Annotated in this window: 15 protein-coding genes; 7 read left to right on the forward strand and 8 right to left on the reverse strand. The window is 74.0% G+C overall.

The window, feature by feature from the left end; all coding sequences use genetic code 11:
- Positions 1-2: 2 nt before the first annotated feature.
- On the reverse strand, positions 3-470 hold the full coding sequence (locus tag ACFCZ1_RS00655; protein ID WP_376676118.1) for a VOC family protein: 468 nt from the start codon (positions 468-470) through the stop codon (positions 3-5).
- Positions 471-608: 138 nt separating this feature from the next.
- Between ACFCZ1_RS00655 and ACFCZ1_RS00660 the strand changes: the two genes are divergently transcribed.
- From ACFCZ1_RS00660 to ACFCZ1_RS00670, 3 genes are read left to right on the forward strand one after another with little or no spacing between them, the layout of a single operon-like run.
- Complete coding sequence (locus ACFCZ1_RS00660) at positions 609-1,124, forward strand: hypothetical protein (RefSeq protein ID WP_376676119.1); 516 nt, start codon at positions 609-611, stop codon at positions 1,122-1,124.
- A 43-nt stretch (positions 1,125-1,167) separates the two neighbouring features.
- The gene (gene lnt / locus ACFCZ1_RS00665; protein ID WP_376676120.1) at positions 1,168-2,784 is read left to right on the forward strand and encodes an apolipoprotein N-acyltransferase; all 1,617 of its coding nucleotides are present in this window, start codon (positions 1,168-1,170) and stop codon (positions 2,782-2,784) included.
- A gap of 50 nt (positions 2,785-2,834) precedes the next feature.
- The gene (locus ACFCZ1_RS00670) at positions 2,835-3,338 is read left to right on the forward strand and encodes an NUDIX domain-containing protein (RefSeq protein WP_376676121.1); all 504 of its coding nucleotides are present in this window, start codon (positions 2,835-2,837) and stop codon (positions 3,336-3,338) included.
- A 102-nt stretch (positions 3,339-3,440) separates the two neighbouring features.
- Here ACFCZ1_RS00670 and ACFCZ1_RS00675 read toward each other — a convergent pair whose 3' ends face one another.
- Positions 3,441-4,205 (reverse strand): trypsin-like serine peptidase, encoded by a 765-nt coding sequence (locus tag ACFCZ1_RS00675; RefSeq protein ID WP_376676122.1) that lies wholly within the window; start codon positions 4,203-4,205, stop codon positions 3,441-3,443.
- A 160-nt stretch (positions 4,206-4,365) separates the two neighbouring features.
- The gene (locus ACFCZ1_RS00680) at positions 4,366-5,820 is read right to left on the reverse strand and encodes a hypothetical protein (RefSeq protein WP_376676123.1); all 1,455 of its coding nucleotides are present in this window, start codon (positions 5,818-5,820) and stop codon (positions 4,366-4,368) included.
- A 160-nt stretch (positions 5,821-5,980) separates the two neighbouring features.
- Here ACFCZ1_RS00680 and ACFCZ1_RS00685 point away from each other — a divergent pair, with 160 nt between their 5' ends.
- Positions 5,981-7,270, forward strand: coding sequence for an ATP-binding protein (locus tag ACFCZ1_RS00685; RefSeq protein ID WP_376676124.1), 1,290 nt, complete (start codon positions 5,981-5,983; stop codon positions 7,268-7,270).
- A 222-nt stretch (positions 7,271-7,492) separates the two neighbouring features.
- Here the strand turns inward: ACFCZ1_RS00685 and ACFCZ1_RS00690 are convergent, their stop codons facing one another.
- The 5 genes from ACFCZ1_RS00690 to ACFCZ1_RS00710 form a co-directional block, all read right to left on the reverse strand.
- Positions 7,493-8,104 (reverse strand): hypothetical protein, encoded by a 612-nt coding sequence (locus tag ACFCZ1_RS00690; protein ID WP_376676125.1) that lies wholly within the window; start codon positions 8,102-8,104, stop codon positions 7,493-7,495.
- Positions 8,101-9,723: a serine/threonine-protein kinase gene (locus ACFCZ1_RS00695; RefSeq protein WP_376676126.1), complete on the reverse strand. Its 1,623-nt coding sequence runs from the start codon at positions 9,721-9,723 to the stop codon at positions 8,101-8,103. Before ACFCZ1_RS00695 ends, ACFCZ1_RS00690 begins: the two co-directional genes overlap by 4 nt.
- A 108-nt stretch (positions 9,724-9,831) precedes the next feature.
- Entirely contained in the window at positions 9,832-11,088 is a 1,257-nt protein-coding gene (locus tag ACFCZ1_RS00700) for a Tm-1-like ATP-binding domain-containing protein (RefSeq protein WP_376676127.1), read from the reverse strand.
- A gap of 47 nt (positions 11,089-11,135) precedes the next feature.
- The gene (locus ACFCZ1_RS00705; RefSeq protein ID WP_376676128.1) at positions 11,136-11,615 is read right to left on the reverse strand and encodes an NUDIX domain-containing protein; all 480 of its coding nucleotides are present in this window, start codon (positions 11,613-11,615) and stop codon (positions 11,136-11,138) included.
- 77 nt (positions 11,616-11,692) lie between these two features.
- Complete coding sequence (locus ACFCZ1_RS00710) at positions 11,693-12,706, reverse strand: cation diffusion facilitator family transporter (protein WP_376676129.1); 1,014 nt, start codon at positions 12,704-12,706, stop codon at positions 11,693-11,695.
- 162 nt (positions 12,707-12,868) lie between these two features.
- Between ACFCZ1_RS00710 and ACFCZ1_RS00715 the strand changes: the two genes are divergently transcribed.
- The 3 genes from ACFCZ1_RS00715 to ACFCZ1_RS00725 are packed head-to-tail and all read left to right on the forward strand — an operon-like array spanning position 12,869 to position 16,889.
- Positions 12,869-15,238 carry an FHA domain-containing protein gene (locus ACFCZ1_RS00715; protein ID WP_376676130.1) on the forward strand — a complete coding sequence of 790 codons (2,370 nt, stop codon included), beginning with the start codon at positions 12,869-12,871 and terminating at the stop codon, positions 15,236-15,238.
- Between the two features lie 8 nt (positions 15,239-15,246).
- Positions 15,247-15,924 carry a hypothetical protein gene (locus ACFCZ1_RS00720; RefSeq protein ID WP_376676131.1) on the forward strand — a complete coding sequence of 226 codons (678 nt, stop codon included), beginning with the start codon at positions 15,247-15,249 and terminating at the stop codon, positions 15,922-15,924.
- Positions 15,924-16,889: a serine/threonine-protein kinase gene (locus ACFCZ1_RS00725; protein ID WP_376676132.1), complete on the forward strand. Its 966-nt coding sequence runs from the start codon at positions 15,924-15,926 to the stop codon at positions 16,887-16,889. The genes ACFCZ1_RS00720 and ACFCZ1_RS00725 overlap by 1 nt, the downstream gene beginning before the upstream one ends.
- Positions 16,890-16,940: the final 51 nt, after the last annotated feature.

Consider the following 16,940-nt stretch of genomic DNA (forward strand, 5'->3'; position numbering starts at 1 on the left):
GCCTACGCCCCTGCGAGGCGGCGCGTCAGTTCCTCCCCGGAGACCTCCTCCAGGTGGGTCAGGAAGATCCACAGGTGTCCGGACGGATCCCGCAGGACGGCGGTCCGGTCGCCGTGGAACTGGTTCGCCGGCTCCTGCACCAGCTCCGCCCCGGCGGCCACGGCGGTCCGGGCCAGCGCGTCCACGTCCGGGACGAACACGTGCAGCGCGACCGAGGTCCCGCCCAGGACCGGAGGCGCGGTGAAGGGGCCCTCGGAGGTGTCGCCCAGCATCAGGACCGCCTCGCCGATCCGTATCTCGGCGTGCAGCACCCCGCCCTCGGGCCGGTCGATCCGGAACTCCTCGACGGCGCCGAAGGCCCGGACGTAGAACGCGATCGCGCTGGGCGCGTCGGCCACCATGATGTGGGGCACCACCGCGGTGCGGTAGCGCTCGGGTACATCGCTCTCGACTGCCTGGTGAAGGGTCATGTCCAGGACCGTAGAACCTCAAGTCTGGTTCAGGTCAAGCGTGGGCGAAGGCTGAGGGTGAGGCTGAGGGTGAGGCGTGGTGCGGCGTGTGGGCGAGAGGCAGTGGCGCGCCTGCGGAACGTGAGTACGCTGCTACACATGACGGGTCACCCTCCGGGTCCGCTCTGGACGGGCCGGGCCTCCAACCGCGTGCAGTGGTTGATCGCCGCCGCCGGCGCGGCCTGTATGGCGCTCGGCATCGAGCTCGCCGTCGACAACGCGTGGACCTCCGGCTTCGTTCCGCTGCTCATGTCCGTGATCGGCTGTCTCGCCGCGGGGCTGCTCATCCTCTACGGCACCCTCGCCTTCGTCCACGTGGCCGTCACCGTCGACTCCGAGGCCGTCGAAGTCCGCTGCGGCCACGTAGGACTGCCACGCCGCAAGATCCGCCTCGCGGAGGTGACGTCCGCCGAGTTCATCCCCCGGATCACCCCGCAGCAGTGGGGTGGCTGGGGCTACCGCTGGCGGCCCGAGAAGGGCACCGCGGTCATCGTCCGGCGCGGCGAGGGGCTGGAGCTGAGGCTCGGCGACGGGAAACGGTTCACGGTCACCGTCGACGACGCCGAGAACGCCGTCCGGGTCATCCGTGCCCACCTCCGGGCCCTCGCCGGGTGACTGCTTACCGGCTCCCGGCGTCGGGGGACGTACACTCCGCCAGATGAGCAGCAGTGTCACCCGCGCGGCCGGGAACGAGCCCGCGCACCCCGCAGCCGGAGCCACGACCGAAGCCGCGGTGCGCCCCGCCCCCGGCGCGAAACGGAAGGGCGCCGCACTGCTGCGCGCCGCGCTCGCCGCCCTCGCCGGAGCGTTGCTCTACCTCAGCTTCCCGCCCCGCCCCCTATGGTGGCTGGCCCCCCTCGCGCTGGCCCTGCTCGCCGGCTGCCTCCACGGCCGCCGCGCCCGGACCGGCTTCGGCCTCGGGCTGCTCGCCGGGCTCGGCTTCCTGCTGCCGTTGCTCGTCTGGACCGGTGCGGAAGTCGGCGCGGTGCCGTGGCTGGCGCTGGCCGCCCTCGAAGCCCTCTTCATCGGACTCACCGGCCTCGGCGTCGCCCTCGTCAGCCGCCTCCCGGCCTGGCCGCTGTTCGCCGCCGCCGTCTGGGTCGCGGGCGAGGGCCTGCGCGCCCGGGCCCCCTTCGGCGGATTCCCCTGGGGAAAGCTCGCCTTCGGCCAGGCCGACGGCGTCTTCACCCCGATCGCCGCCCTCGGCGGCACCCCGCTGCTCTCCTTCGCCGTGGCCCTCTGCGGATTCGGCCTCTGGGAAGCCCTGCGCGTCGCCCGCGACCACCCGCGGCGCGCCACCGCGGCACTGGCCGCGCTCACCGTCGCCGTCCCCATCGGCGCCGGCCTCGCGGCCCGGCCCCTGGTCTCCGACGCGGCCGAGGACGGCACCGCCGTGGCCGCCGTCATCCAGGGCAACGTGCCCCGCCTGGGCTTCGACTTCAACGCCCAGCGCCGCCAGGTCCTGGACAACCACGTCAACCGCACCATCCAGCTCGCCGACGACGTCAAGGCCGGCCGTGCCCCGAAGCCCGACTTCGTCGTCTGGCCGGAGAACTCCTCCGACCTGGACCCGTACGCCGAACCGGACGCGTACGAGGTCATCGACCGGGCGGTCAAGGCCATCGGCGTGCCCGTCGCCATCGGCGCCGTCGTGTCCCCGGAGACAGGCCCGCTGCGCAACACGATGATCCTCTGGGACCCGGTGGCCGGCCCCACCGACACCTACGACAAACGGAAGATCCAGCCCTTCGGCGAGCGCATCCCGATGCGCTCCTTCGTACGGCTCTTCAGCTCGGACGTGGACCGGGTGCGCCGCGACTTCGGCCCCGGCAAGGACCCGGGCGTCTTCGACATGGCCGGCAGCGGCGTCGGCATGGTCACCTGCTTCGAGGCCGCCTTCGACGACGCCGTCCGGTCCACCGTGCGGGACGGCGCCCAGGTGATCGCCGTACCCAGCAACAACGCCACGTTCGGCCGGACCCAGATGACCTACCAGCAGCTCGCCATGGACCGGGTCCGCGCGGTCGAGCACAGCCGCACCGTCCTCGTGCCCGTCACCAGCGGAGTGAGCGCGGTCATCCGACCCGACGGGAAGGTCGTGCAGCAGACGGAGATGTTCACCGCCGACGCACTGGTCGCCGAGATCCCGCTGCGCTCCACCCGCACCCCAGCCACCGTCGTGGGACCGCTGCCCGAGTACGCGCTCCTCCTCCTCGCCGCGGGCGGGCTCGGCCGGGTCCTGGCCCGCCGGATCCGCGCCCGCCGGGCTGCCTGACGACGGAGCCACCGCCCCGGCCTCGTACCCCGGCCTCGTAGGGTCGGGGCATGACCACTCCCGATTTCATCCGCGAGATCCGCGCCACCGCCGGTCACCGGCTGCTCCTGCTGCCCGGGGTCACGGCCATCGTCGTCGACGACCGGGGACGGGTGCTGCTCGGCCGGCGCTCCGACACCGGTCGGTGGTCCGTGGTCGGCGGAATCGCCGAGCCGGGCGAGCAGCCCGCCGAGACCGCCGTGCGCGAGGTGTACGAGGAGACGGCCGTGCGGTGCGTCCCCGAGCGGGTGGTCCTCGTCCAGATGCTGGAGCCGATCACTTACCCCAACGGTGACGTCTGCCAGTTCCAGGACATCACCTTCCGCTGCCGGGCGACCGGCGGCGAGGCCCGGGCCAACGACAGCGAGTCGCTGGAGGTGGCCTGGTTCGAGGTGGACGCGCTCCCCCCGCTGGAGTCGTTCGCCCTGGACCGCATCCACCGCGCCCTGCGCGACGAGCCGACCTGGTTCGCGACGCCCGCCGCCGACCTGGACGGGCAGTCCGCCGACGTCTGAACCCGCCCCGGCCCTTCGGACCTGCCCCGGCCCGACCCGCCCCGGCCCTTCCCGCCCCGTCCCGGATCCGGGACGAGCGTGGCCGCGGCGGGCGCAGGGGCCTCAGCCCGCGTCCGCCGCCTCGCGGTACAGCTCCACCGCCTGGTCGCCCATCACCGCGCTGTACGAGACCTCCGGGACGGCGCCGCCGCCCTCGTAGCCGCCGAGCACCCCGGCCAGCGCGCCGTCCACCAACCAGGGGCTGCCGCTGGTGCCGCCGCTGAGGTCCGGGCACTCGATGCGGCGCTGGGTGTCCGAGAACAGGGTGGTGGTGTTGGCGCAGCGCAGCGGGGTCTCGTCGGTGCGCGGGTACCCGATGACCGTCGCCGTGGCGCCGGCGGGCTGCTCGGCGGCGACCGGGAAGCCGCCCACGAGGTCCTCGACCGCACCGGACTGCCCCTCGTCCACCGGGGCCACCGTCGCGAAGGCGATGTCGGCGTCCGGGTCCGCGCCGTCCGTCCAGCCCGGGGCGACGTGGACAGCGGTGACCTTCCACACGCCGTACGGAGCCTCGCCGTCCCGGTAGCCCGGTGCGAAGAGCGTGGTGTCAGGATCGCCGACGCAGTGGGCGGCGGTGGCGATCACATCGCGGTCGTCGCTGTGCACCACCGCGGCGGTGCAGAAGTGCCCGCCGTCGAGTCCGCCGGAGAACAGCGCGCCCACCCGGTCCGCCGAGGCGTCGGACAGGGCCGGCGCGGTGACCCCGAGCGGCGGACCGACCGGGGCGTCGGGGACGTCCACGCTGATCAGCGCGGCCATGGCGGCCATCGCCAGCAGCATCCTGGACGCCCGCCGTGCACGCGTGCGGCGGGCCGTTCGGGGGAGCATCCGGTGGATCATGTTCCGACCCTGCCTGCCGAACCTGTGTCCGGAGGGAGGTATTCCGTATGAATCCGCTGTGAATCCGGTGAACCCGATGTGAAACTCGGGTCACGGCCGGACATGTCCCACCCGGGCCGGTCACCGAGGTGTTTGCGCCGAACCGTCCCTACGGGCGCCGCTCGTACACCGTCACCCGGCGGCCCCGGACCTGCCGGTCCTCGACCACCGTGAACCGCTCCCCCAGCACGGAGGCCTTCGCCTTGTCCCGCTCCGCCGACGGCGCCTTCGCGACCTCCGCCGCGTCCGTCACCAGCAGCACCCGCCGCTGTGCGAGCAGCGCCGCCCGGATCCGCGCAGGGTCGGCCTCCTCGCCCTTGAGCGTCGCCGAGGCCACCGGCGTCCTTGCCAGCGCCACGTCCGCCAGGCCCGTGAAGGCACCGGGGGAGACCAGCGCGGTGTCGCGCCGCGCCGCGGGTACGAACAGCACCGCGTCCCCGGCCCGCTTCAGCCGCGCCACCTCGCCGGCCACCGCCAGGACGTCGTCGACCCGGCTCGCCGGGGCCCGCTTGCCCAGTTCCACCGGCAGCAGGGCCAGCACCGCGACCCCCACCACCCCCGGCACGAGCAGGCCCGCGGCCTTCGGGAAACGCGGCGCGGCTGCCCGTACGGCAGCGCCCAGGGCGGCGCCGATCAGCAGCGCCAGGCCCAGCATGCCGAACAGCACGTACCGGTCCAGGAACAGCGGCTGGACCAGCGAAAGCCCCATCAGCCCGAGCAGCGGCACCGCCAGCAGCGGCAGCCCGACCGCCGCCGCCGACAGCCGGCCCGCGCGGGGCCGGTCCGCCCACGCGCAGAGGCCGCCGATCGCGAGCAGGATCCCCGGCCCGATCAGCATGTGCCAGGTCAGCGGCGGTATCCACGACACCTGGTCGGACTGCCCCCGGCTGAACAGGATCAGCGGCAGCGCCCCCGCCACCGCGCCCGCGCCGTACGCCGCCCAGCGCAGCCACACCCCGCGGCCGGCCCGCACCCACCACAGGGTCGCCGCGTGGGCGGGCAGGAGCAGCAGCGACAGCCAGTTCAGCAGGGCGCACAGCAGCAGGGTGATCCCGTACGCCGTCCAGCGCGGCCAGGCCCGCCGCCCGGGCGGGAGCTCCAGCAGCGAGACCAGCAGCAGGGTCGACAGCCCGGCCCCGGCGGCGACCAGTGCGTACGGCCTGCCCTCCTGGAGGTAGAACTGCACGGCCGGCAACAGCCCGAGGGCGAGTCCGCCGCCGAGCCCCGCCCAGGGCCCGGCGAGCCGCCGCCCGATCAGGCCCAGGCACCCCGCGGCGACGGCGACCGCCAGCACCGACGGCAGCCGCAGGGTCGTCGTACCCGCCCCGAACACCTCGAACAGGCCGTGCATCAGCAGGTAGTACAGCCCGTGCACGGCGTCGACGTTCCCGAGCATGGCCCAGATCTCACCCGTCGACCGGCCGGCCACCTGCCAGGTCGCCGCCTCGTCCCGCCACACGCTGTGCTGCCGGGAGAGCCCCCACAGACCGAACGCCAGGGTCCAGAGGAACGGGACGGACCATATGAGATGCCCGCGTCGGACCGCGGATTTGTGGCAAGACATGAAGGTGCTGGGTCCTCGGTCTGGCGTTCGGGCGGAAGCCACCAGTCTATGGACGACACGGACGGTTTCCGGACCGGCTGTTGTGCACCGCGGAGCGTGATCGCCCGGCCCCGCCGCCCCTAGCCTCGCCAACAGGAGCACGAACGAGGGGCGGTACCCGGTGAACTGGCTCATCCACGACTACCGCGAGAGCGATCTCGCGGCGGTCGTCCATCTGATCGACACCACGGCCGAACTCGGCCAGGAGTCCGTCTTCTCGCTCGCCGAGTGCATCAGCGCCCTCACCGGCCGGCAGCCCTGCGTGGTCGCCGTCCACCAGGGTGTCCCCATCGGCGCGGCCCTCGGCTGCGTCACCAGTGAGCGCGCCTGGGTGATGCGCATCGCGATCGCCGCGGGCTGGCGCGGCCGGGGGCTGGCCAGCGCCCTGCTCGTCGAGCTGGAGCGACGGTTCGTCGCGGCGCGCGTCGGCCGGATCGCGTACGTCCTGCCCGAGGAGGACCTGCTCGGCGAGGGCCTCCTCAACGCCGGCTACACGCGGCAGCCCGCCGTCGCGTACTTCGAGAAGACCGAGCCGCTGCACGGACCGGCGGCCGGCCTCCTCGACGACCTCGGCGGCCGGTTCCTGCCCAGCGACCTGTGGGCCGGGGTCGCGGGCATGGAGAAGGAGAAGGACCTCATCGAGCGGCGCGTGGTGCTGCCGCTCGCCGAACCCGAGCGGGCCGCCGCGCACGGCGTGCGGCCGCCGCGCGCCATCACCCTCTTCGGCCCGCCCGGCACCGGCAAGACCACCTTCGCCCGGGCCATCGCCTCCCGGCTCGGCTGGCCCTTCGTCGAACTGCTGCCCTCCCGGCTCGCCGACGAGGGCAACCTCGCCGCCGCGCTGCGCGACGCGTTCGCCCGGATCGCCGAGCTGGAGCGGGTCCTGGTCTTCATCGACGAGGTCGAGGAGATCGCGCCCGTGCGGACCGAGCCCGCGCAGCCGGGCGGCATCCACGGGGTGACCAACGAACTGCTCAAGCTGATCCCGGGCTTCCGGGAGGGCGACGAGCGGCTGTTGGTGTGCGCCACCAACTCCATCCGCTCCCTCGACCCGGCCTTCCTGCGGCCCGGGCGCTTCGACTACCTGATCCCGATCGGCACCCCGGACGCCGGGGCCCGCGCCGCGATCTGGTCCCGCTACACGGCTGGGCGCGCGGACGTCGACGTACCCGCCCTGGTGGCGGCGACCGAGCTGTTCACACCGGCCGACATCGAGCACGCGGCGCGGATCGCGGCGCAGGTGTCCTTCGAACGGGACCTGGAGGCGGTGGGCGCGCGGGGCGCGGTGGCCGCGCAGCTCGGCGCGGGCACGGAGGAGTACCTGGCGGCCGCCCGCCAGTGCAGGCCGACGGTGACCCCGGCGATGACGGGCGAGTTCGCGGCGGACATCAGCGCGCACGCGCGGTTCTAGCCCCTCCCCCCGCCTCCTCGGTCCCCGTCCCCCGGTTGCGGCGGGGGACGGCACGGCGCGGTGGCGCCGTCGCGGGAACCGCCGGCGGCCGCTCCCCGAAGCGGCCGCGAGCCTTCCGTGCGGCCCGGGTCTCCCGTGCGGCCCGGGCCTCCCGCGCGGACACGGCATCCGCGCGGACACGGCATCCGTGCGGGACGGCCGCACCTGCCCCGGCCGGAAGGGCTACGGGCGGCACACGTACGTGAAGTCCACCGCGGCCGTGCGCTGCCCGGGCGAGAGCAGTTCGACCTCGGCCCTCGCGGGGTAGGTCCCGGCGCCCCGGAAGGTCCACAGCAGGTGCAGCCGGGCCTCCCGCTGCCCGCGCGGTACCCGCTCGGTCAGCCGCTCGGAGTGCGTGCCGTCGCTGCGGAGCCAGCGGTAGGTGAGGGTTCCCGGGCGCCCGTTGGTCCGGACGACGGCCACCACGTCGGCCGCCGTGTCGCAGGCCGGGCCCCCGGGATCGGTGGTCACGGCCACGTCCCGGACGACGAGGGCGGGCCCGTACCGCTGCCACCCGAGGTACGCGAGGACCGCGAGCAGGACGACCGCGGCCAGCGTGTACCGCCGCAGCCCCGCGCCGCGCCGACGCCCGGCGCCCCGTACGGCGGTGGCGGAGACGGGAACGGGGAACGGGGCGGGCATGGCCGCCGTGACCCCGGGCCCGAACCGGAGCACCGAACCCTCGACCCGGTCGGGGGCCACCTCCGGAGCCACCGGGGGCCCGGAGAACCAGTGGCTGCCGAGGACGGTGGCGCTGTAGTCGTCGTCGCCCCCCGGGACGTGGGGACCGCTCATCGGGGCACCTCCTGGCACCGCTGCAGGTACTGGGAGTCGGACGCGGACTTGTTGCCGGCGGCGGGCTTGGTGGTGACCCTGACCCCGCCGTAGCAGCCGCGGTCGCGGGTGAAGGCGTGGGTCTGGACCACGGTGGCCACCGATCCGGACTGGACGACGACCGTGTCCGTGCCGTCGGGCACGGAGTAGTCGCCCGGCCCGCTCCCCAGGAACCACTCCAGTACGACGGTGACGGGCCCGGTGCCCTGGGCTGCGAGCGTCACGGTCGCCTCGCCCCGGTAGAGACCGGTCTTGAGCGAGACGTCGACCTTCGTGACCTTCAGGGTCGGGGTGGGCGTGGGGGTGGGGGTCGGGACCGTCGACCAGCTCACCGTCGGCTTCGGCGTCGGGCTCGGGGCCGAGGACGCGGTGGGCGTCGGAGTCGCCGACGGCGAGGGCGAGGGCGAGGCGCTCGGGGACGCCGAGGGGCTCGCGCTCGCGGAGGGGGAGGGGGAGGCGGAGGCCTTCGGGCCCGGGGCCGGTGATCCCGGTCCGGGAGGGGCCGCGCTCGTCGTGGCGAACGCGCTCAGCGCCGAGGCCCCGCCCGGGGCCGCGCCGATCGCGTCCGTGGTGAGCACCAGGGCCGCTCCCAGGACGAGCGCCACCCCGGCCGCCAGCCAGCCGCTCCGGCCGGGGGCCCAGCCGGAGCCGCTGTGCAGCGTGGTCGTGGCCACCGCCGTGGTGCCCTCCGCCGCGGCGCCCGCCGAGGGGAACAGCAGCGGCAGCAGCGCGGCCAGCGCCGCCAGCTTGCGCTGGCCGCGTTCCTCCCACTGCGGCCCGTACGCGGCGAGGGCCACGCCCTCCAGTTCCGTCACGAAGGCCTCGGCGTTCTCCGGCCGCTGCTCCGGCTCCTTGGCCAGACCCCGCCGGATCAGCGGGCGCACGGGCTCCGGGGCCTCGGTCTCGGGCACCGGCGCCTCGATGTGCTGGACCGCGAGCTCCGCGAAGTTCTCCCCGTCGTACGGTTTGCGCCCGGTGAGGCACTCGAAGAAGGTCGCCGTCGCCGCGTACACGTCGGCCGCGGGCGAGGCCGGCCGGCCCTGCCACTGCTCGGGCGCCATGTAGGCGGGGGTTCCGGCCACGCCCGGCGTCGTCCCGCGGCCCGCGGCGATCCCGAAGTCCACCAGCTTCGACGAGCCGTCCGCCGCGACCAGTACGTTCTCCGGCTTGTAGTCGCGGTGGACCACGCCCTCCCGGTGCGCGGCCGCCAGCCCGAGGAGGGACCCCTTCAAGACCACCAGCGCGGCCTCGGCGTCCGCCCGGCCGGCCTGCTTCAGCAGGGCCCGCAGGGAGATGCCGTCCACCAGTTCCATGACGATGGCCGCGCCGCCGGGCGACTCCACGTACTCGTACAGGCCCACCACGTAAGGCGACCGCAGCCCGCCGAGCAGGCGGGCCTCGGCCCGGAACTCGCCGACGAAGGCCGGATCCTGGCGCAGCCGGTCGCTGAGGTACTTCACCGCGACCGCCGTGCCCGTGCCGTCGTGCACGGCGAGTACGACCCGCCCGCTGCCGCCCGAGCCGAGCTCCCGCACCTCCGTGTAACCGGGGACCGTCCATGACGTCCGCGTGTCCTTCATCGCTTCCCGCCCCCTTGCCGCCGTGTCCTCGGGCCGTCCGGTCGCCGACCGGCCAAACCCAGGGACACAGTTTCCGCCACGGCCGGTTCCCAACCGCGCGGGGGTGTCTCAGGCGGCGGCCGGCACCGCGCCGATCATGGCGTGCAGCCGGTCGGCCGCCGCCCGCCCGAAGTCCGGGTCGTTTATGTGGGTGTCGTAGTCGTAGAGCCGGGCGGCGCTGCCCCGCAAGCCGTCACGCAGCGCCGAGAACAGGGCCCGGTCCGCGTCGGGGTCATGGTAGGGGCCGCCCGGTGCGCCGAGCGTGGAGAGCCCGCGCAAGGGGACGCAGACCGCGGTGGGTCCGGTGGCCGCCCGGAGTTTGGCGGCGACGCGCCGGCCCAGCTCCGCGCATTCGGCCTCGGTCGTACGGATCACCGTGATGGACGGGTTGTGGACGCGGACCCGTCGGTAGCGGGCCCGTTCGGGCAGCGTCTCCAGCGGGCCGAACTTGACCATGTCCAGCGCGCCCAGGCTCACCACCTGCGGAACCCCGGCCAGCCCGGCCGCACTGAGCCGGTCGGGGCCGGCCGTGAGGATGCCCCCGCACAGGTCATCGGCGAGCTCGCTGAGGGTGAGGTCGAGGACGCCCTCGAAGACCCCCTGGCCGGCCAGCTTCTCCAGGGTGCGGCCTCCGCTGCCGCTGACGTGGAAGACCAGTACCTCGTAGCCCAGTTCGGTCAGCCGTTCGCGGGCCGCGTCCACGCCGGTCGTGGTCACGCCCGCCATGCTCGCGGCGACCAGCGGGCGGCCGCCCGCGCCCAGCCGGGCCGGGCGGCGGGTGTCCGAGGACGTGCGGGCGAAGGCCTTGGCCATGGCGGCGACCGCCTCCACCGCGTTGCCCAGGACGGGCGCGGAAACGCTGTTGATCCCCGCGATGTCCACGACGCTGTACATCATCGTGATGTCCGCGGAGCCCACGTACGGCGCGACGTCGCCCGACGCCATGGACGAGACCATCAGTTTCGGTACGCCCAGCGGCAGGGCGCGCATCGCCCGGGTGGCGATGGAGGTGCCGCCGCTGCCGCCGATCGCGAGTACCGCGTGCAGCCGGCCCTCGGCGTGCAGACGCATCAGGGTCGCCTCCGCGCCCCGGGCCATCGTGGTGACGGCCGCGCCCCGGTCGGCGGCCGCGCGCAGGTCCGACAGTTCCGCCCCGGCGGCCCGGGCCACCGCTTCGCGCGGTACGTCGGCGGGCACCCGGGGCCGGCCCATCACTCCCGTGTCGACCAGTACCACTTCGACGCCGGCGCGCAGCAGCCTCTCGCGCAGCCAGCCGTACTCCACACCCTTGGTGTCCAGGGTTCCCACCAGCACGACGCTCGTCATATGTGCAATGTCCATGCAGGGGGGTTCGTTGGCAAGTAATGGTCGAGTCAACCCTTGAGCAGTGCCAACAAGCGCTCCAGAAAAGGAACTTGAGAGGGCATCAGCTTGATTTCCGCCATCGCGGGAGCGAACCAGGCCACCCGGTCCAGCTCGGGGAACTCCTGCACGGTCCCGGAGTGCGGCGGCCATTGCATGGAGAAGGTCCCCGGCACCATCAGAGCGGGGTCGAGGTCCGCCTCCACCGCCCAGATGGTCACCAGCTTCCCGCCGGCCAGCCGCACGTCGCCCAGCGGCAGGTACTCGCCCTCCGGGGGCGGCAGCCCGATCTCCTCGGTGAACTCCCGGCGGGCCGCGTCCCGCGGCGTCTCGTCCGGCTCGTACTCGCCCTTGGGGATGGCCCATCCCCCGGCGTCCCGGCCGGCCCACAACGGGCCGCCCATGTGGCCGAGCAGGACCTCGACCCCCGGGTCCGACCCCTCACCCGTTCGCCGGAACAGGAGCAGTCCGGCACTGCGCTTGTGCGTCATGCGTCCATCCATGCCCCGCGCGGCGCGGACTCAGTGATCCCGGCCCGGCCCGGCCGGTTCCCGCGGATTCCGGCCGTTCAGTGTTCGTGCGGGCCCTGCCGGTGGACCGGACCGTGCGCGTCCGCGCAGTGGGCGTCCCGCGGCCCCTCGCCCCCCGCGCGGCCGACCGTGAGGAGGGTGTCCTGTACGTGGTCCACCTGGAGGGTGGTGTGCGTGATCCCGTACTCCCCGGCCAGCAGCCGCTCCAGGTCCCGGCGCACCGCGTGACAGTCGCCCGCCGGCTCGACGAGCACGTGCGCGGAGAGCGCCGCCTGCCCGGAGGTGATGGTCCAGATGTGCAGGTCGTGCACCTCGGTGACCGGCGGGTGCCCTACGAGCCGGTCGCCGACCGCGTCCGGGTCCACATGGGCCGGAGCGGCCTCCAGGAAGATCCGGCCGGACTCGCGGACCAGGCCGTAGCCCGCCCTGACCATCAGGACCACCACCACGAGGGTGGCGATCGCGTCGGCCTGCCGGAAGCCGGTGGTGAGCACGATCAGACCGGCGGCCGCGGTCCCGATGAAGGCGAACAGGTCGTTCAGGATGTGCTGGTAGGCGCCCTCGACGGCCAGCGAGGACCGGTTCGCCTTCGAGATGCACCACGCCGCGGCCACGTTGACGACGATGCCCGCGAGCGCGGTCACCAGGACCAGGCCGCCCTGCACCGCCGGCGGATCCATCAGCCGGCGCACCGCCTCGTAGGCCAGCCAGACCGCCAGCAGGAGCAGGGTCAGCCCGTTGGCCTGGGCGGAGAGTATCTCCGCCCGCTTGAGGCCGTACGTGAAACCGCCGCGTGCCGGACGGGCGGCGAGCCGCATCGCGATCAGCGCGAGGACGATCGAGACGGCGTCGGTCAGCATGTGGGCCGCGTCGGAGATCAGGGCCAGTGAATCGGCCATGATGCCGACGATCACCTCGACGGCCATGAACGCGCCGATCAGACCGAGCGCGATCGCCAGCCAGCGCCGGTCGGCGTCGGCGGCCACGCCGTGGCTGTGCCCGCCGTGCCCGCCGTGGCCGGTGTCGTCGTGCGCGTGATCGTGCCCGGTCATGGCGTCCCCCGTTTGTTCGGTTCCGACGCGTGAAGTGAAGCGCACCTCGCCGGGATCGGCAAAGGCTGCAACGGGGACCGTTGTCATTACCCTTAAGCCGCCTCTGACCTGCGGTTATGTGCGGCCGGTGCCAGTGCCGCCGGATCGTGGGAAAATCTGCACATGGTCCAGCGCCCCGGTGTGCCGACCGCGCCCGAGCTCGTTCTGGAGACCGACCTCGGCTCCACGGAGATGAGCCCGGGCCGGATCTACCACGTCGGCCGGGACCCCCTTTGCGAGATCTGCCTCGACGACGCCCGCGTCTCCTGGCACCACGCGCTCCTGCGCCCCGACGGCGACCACTGGACCGTCGAGGACGAGGGCAGCACCAACGGCACCTGGGCCGACGGCCACCGCGTCCACGAGTGGATCGTCGGGCCCGGCAGCGAACTGCGCTTCGGCAGCGCCGCCGACGGCCCGCGCGCCGTCCTCGTCGACCGGGCGCCGCCCCGCCCCGGTTCCCGGCCCTCCGGGGTCTCGAACCCCTCCCTGACCGGCACCTTCCGGCAGCCGACCAGCATCCGCCCGGTGCCCGCCCGTACCACCGTCCGCATCGGCCGCGCCCCCGGCAACGACCTCGTCATCGACGACCTCATCGTGTCCCGCCGCCACGCCGAACTGAGGGCGCTCGCCGACGGCACCTACGAGATCGCCGACCTCGACAGCCACAACGGCACCTTCCTCAACGGCGCCCGCGTGGAGCGGGCCGCCCCCCTCGTCGAGGGCGACATCGTCGGCATCGGCCACTCGGACTTCTGCCTCGTCGGGGACCAGCTCCAGGAGTACGTCGACACGGGCGAGGTCTCCCTCGACGTCCAGGACCTCACCGTCGTCGTCGACCGCGGCCGCAAGACCCTCCTCGACGCCGTCTCCTTCCCCGTCGGCGCCAAATGCCTGCTCGCCGTGGTCGGCCCCAGCGGAGCGGGCAAGTCCACCCTGCTGGGCGCGCTCACCGGCTTGCGCCCCGCCGACCGGGGCACCGTCCTCTACGACGGCCGCGACCTCTACCGCGACTACCCCGAACTGCGCAGCCGCATCGGACTCGTCCCGCAGGACGACATCCTGCACACCCAGCTCACCGTCCGGCGCGCCCTCACCTACGCCGCCGAACTGCGCTTCCCGCAGGACACCGCCAAGGCCGAGCGCCTGGCCCGGGTCGACGAGGTGATCGGCGAACTCGGCCTGCAGCAGCGGGCCGGCCAGCTCATCCACAGCCTCTCCGGCGGCCAGCGCAAACGCGTGTCCGTCGCCCTGGAACTGCTCACCAAGCCTTCGCTGCTCTTCCTGGACGAGCCCACCTCCGGACTCGACCCCGGCATGGACCGCTCGGTGATGCACATGCTGCGCGGCCTCGCCGACGACGGCCGCACCGTCATCGTGGTGACGCACAGCGTGCTCAGCCTCGACGTCTGCGACCGGCTGCTCGTCCTGGCACCTGGCGGGCGCATCGCGTACTACGGGCCGCCCGGGGAGACCCTCGGCTTCTTCGGCTTCGCGCAGTGGCCCGAGGCCTTCGAAGCCTTCGAGGACCAGCAGGGCCGTGACTGGGCCGGGGAGTACGCGACCTCGCCCCTGCACCGCAGGTACGTCGAGGGTGCCCTCCGGCAGCCGCGGACGGACGGCGCCGAACGGGAGCCGGGGCAGCAGCCGGCCGGCTTCGTCGCCGCGCCGCCCAAGTCCCAGAGCTGGGGGTCCCAGCTGTCCACCCTCGTCCGGCGGTACGCGGCCGCGCTCAGCGCCGACCGGACCTTCCTCGCCATCATGATCGCGCTGCCCTTCGTCATGGGAGCCATGGCCCGGGCCCTGGCGGGCGACGAGCTCACCCGCGAGACCGCGATGAACGCCCTGCTCATCCTGTGCGTCGGCGGCGTACTGACCGGGGCCGCCAACGCCGTCCGCGAACTCGTCAAGGAGCGGGTCATCTACCGGCGCGAACGCGCCGTCGGGCTCTCGCGTTCCGCCTACCTGATGTCCAAGGTGGTGGTGCTGGGGGCCATCACCGTGGCCCAGGCCGTGGTGCTGACGCTCGTCGGCCTCTTCGGCGTGAAACTGGGCGCGCCCGGCGGGCAAGGGGTCTTCCTGCCACCCCTCGTCGAGATCACCATCGCCGTGGCGCTGCTGTCCTTCACCGCGATGGTGCTCGGGCTGCTGGTCTCCGCGCTGGTCACGAAGGAGGAGGTCACCATGCCGCTGCTCGTCCTCCTCGCCATCGTGCAGGTGGTCTTCTGCGGCGCACTGCTCCGGCTCGACGGGGTGCCGGTGATCGAGCAGCTGGCCTGGCTCGTGCCCTCGCGCTGGGCGCTCGGCGCGATGGCGGGCACCATCGACCTGGGCGCGATCCTGCCCGGCCCGCTCACCGAAGACCCGCTGTTCGCCCACAGCCCCGGCGTGTGGCTCCTCAACCTCGGCATGCTGGTGGCACTGTCGGTGTTCTTCGGGGTGCTGGTCGCCCGGCTGCTGCGCCGCCACGAGCCCGCCATCATGCGGAAGTAGGACCGCCCATGACGAACCCGGACGACGCCCTGGACTTCCGGCCCACCCACGTCGTGCCGCAGGAGGGCCTGGCCGCCTGGGAAGGCCCCGACGTCTCCCGGCCGACGGAGCCCCTCGACCCCTTCCTGCCCGTGCAGCTGCTCTCCCGCCGCGGGGACTGGGGCGAGATCCTCTGCTCCAACGGATGGTCCGCCTGGGTGGACGGACGGCTGCTGATCGCCGTCCCGCAACCGCCGCCGACGGCCGCGGGACGGCAGCCGGGGCGGGCCGAGGATCCGGGCCCGAAGCTCGCGCGCAGCGCCGACGCCCTGGAGCGCTACCGGCGGGCCGTCGCCGACCTCGCCTCCGGCCGTGCGGACGGCGAGGCCTTCCGGCGCTCGGTGAAGGGACTGCGGGCCGGGGTCGTCCTCGACGGGGAGTCCGTGTGGCTCTACGACGACTCGGCGGGACGGTGGATGTACGGCGACGGGACGCGCCTGGCGACCTACGCGGTCGCCGCGGAACCGGCGGCCCCGCCCGGACCGGAGCCCCCGTCGGCGCCCTCGGATCGGCGCGACGCGGCCGACGCACCGTCCGGTCCGCCGACCGCCGACGTGATCGCGGGCCGGCCCGGCGCGCAGCCCGGGCGGCCGGCGGAGTACGACCCGACCCGCGTCGTGGACACGCCCGGAGGCGGGGACGGGTGATGGAGCCGGAGCCGGTCGGCGGCCGCCCCTCCGACCTGCGAGGCAGGCGCATCGCCGGGTACGAGGTGGAGAGCGAGATCGGCCGCGGCGGGATGGCCGTCGTCTACCGGGCGCGGGACCTGCGCCTGGACCGGACGGTGGCGCTGAAGCTGCTGGCTCCCGAACTGGCCCGGAACGACACCTTCAGGCAACGGTTCGCGCATGAGTCGCGGGTGGCCGCGGCCATCGAGCACCCGCACATCGTGCCCGTGTTCGAGGCGGGGGAGACGGAAGGGCTGCTGTACATCGCCATGCGGTACGTCGCGGGGCAGGACCTGCGGGCGATGCTGGACCGCACGGGCCCGCTGCCGCTGGACACGGCCGCCCGGATCGCGGGGCAGATCGCCTCGGCGCTGGACGCGGCACACGATCACGACCTGGTGCACCGGGACGTGAAGCCGGGCAACATCCTGATCGCGGAGGGGACGGACAGCGACCACCCCGAATACGCGTACCTCACGGACTTCGGGCTGACGAAGAAATCGCTGTCGCTGACCGGGTTCACGACGGTGGGACAGTTCGTGGGGACCCTGGACTACGTGGCGCCGGAGCAGATCTCCGGGAAGCCGGTGGACGGCCGGTGCGACGTGTACAGCCTCGGGTGCGTCGTCTACGAGACCCTGGCCGGGGGGCCGCCGTTCGAGCGGGACGACGACATGGCCCTGCTCTGGGCCCACCAGTTCGATGCGCCGCCGCCGCTCACCTCGCGGCGGTCCGGGCTGCCCGCCGCGGTGGACGAGGTACTGGCGAAGGCGCTGGCCAAGTCGCCGGAGGACCGGTGGAGCAGCTGCCTGGAGTTCACCGACGCCCTCAGGCGGGCCGGGACCGGTGCCCGCCCGCCGACACCGGGGGTGCGCCCGCCGGGGCCCGCGGAGCCGCCGCCACCGCCTCCGCGGTGGGCCCTGCCGGTGTTCGGGAGGCCCTGAGGGCCTCCCGCGGTCCCCGGCGGGCGCACGACGCCGGCCACGGCACGCCGT

This window comes from Streptomyces sp. NPDC056224 (assembly GCF_042267665.1).
Classification (GTDB): domain Bacteria; phylum Actinomycetota; class Actinomycetes; order Streptomycetales; family Streptomycetaceae; genus Streptomyces.

Excerpts from the sequence above, each read along its gene's own strand:
- ACFCZ1_RS00655 (WP_376676118.1), bottom strand. The coding sequence starts at position 470 with ATGACCCTTCACCAGGCAGTCGAGAGCGATGTACCCGAGCGCTACCGC.
- ACFCZ1_RS00660 (WP_376676119.1), top strand. The coding sequence starts at position 609 with ATGACGGGTCACCCTCCGGGTCCGCTCTGGACGGGCCGGGCCTCCAAC.
- lnt (WP_376676120.1), top strand. The coding sequence starts at position 1,168 with ATGAGCAGCAGTGTCACCCGCGCGGCCGGGAACGAGCCCGCGCACCCC.
- ACFCZ1_RS00670 (WP_376676121.1), top strand. The coding sequence starts at position 2,835 with ATGACCACTCCCGATTTCATCCGCGAGATCCGCGCCACCGCCGGTCAC.
- ACFCZ1_RS00675 (WP_376676122.1), bottom strand. The coding sequence starts at position 4,205 with ATGCTCCCCCGAACGGCCCGCCGCACGCGTGCACGGCGGGCGTCCAGG.
- ACFCZ1_RS00680 (WP_376676123.1), bottom strand. The coding sequence starts at position 5,820 with ATGTCTTGCCACAAATCCGCGGTCCGACGCGGGCATCTCATATGGTCC.
- ACFCZ1_RS00690 (WP_376676125.1), bottom strand. The coding sequence starts at position 8,104 with ATGAGCGGTCCCCACGTCCCGGGGGGCGACGACGACTACAGCGCCACC.
- ACFCZ1_RS00695 (WP_376676126.1), bottom strand. The coding sequence starts at position 9,723 with ATGAAGGACACGCGGACGTCATGGACGGTCCCCGGTTACACGGAGGTG.
- ACFCZ1_RS00700 (WP_376676127.1), bottom strand. The coding sequence starts at position 11,088 with ATGACGAGCGTCGTGCTGGTGGGAACCCTGGACACCAAGGGTGTGGAG.
- ACFCZ1_RS00705 (WP_376676128.1), bottom strand. The coding sequence starts at position 11,615 with ATGACGCACAAGCGCAGTGCCGGACTGCTCCTGTTCCGGCGAACGGGT.
- ACFCZ1_RS00710 (WP_376676129.1), bottom strand. The coding sequence starts at position 12,706 with ATGACCGGGCACGATCACGCGCACGACGACACCGGCCACGGCGGGCAC.
- ACFCZ1_RS00715 (WP_376676130.1), top strand. The coding sequence starts at position 12,869 with ATGGTCCAGCGCCCCGGTGTGCCGACCGCGCCCGAGCTCGTTCTGGAG.
- ACFCZ1_RS00720 (WP_376676131.1), top strand. The coding sequence starts at position 15,247 with ATGACGAACCCGGACGACGCCCTGGACTTCCGGCCCACCCACGTCGTG.
- ACFCZ1_RS00725 (WP_376676132.1), top strand. The coding sequence starts at position 15,924 with ATGGAGCCGGAGCCGGTCGGCGGCCGCCCCTCCGACCTGCGAGGCAGG.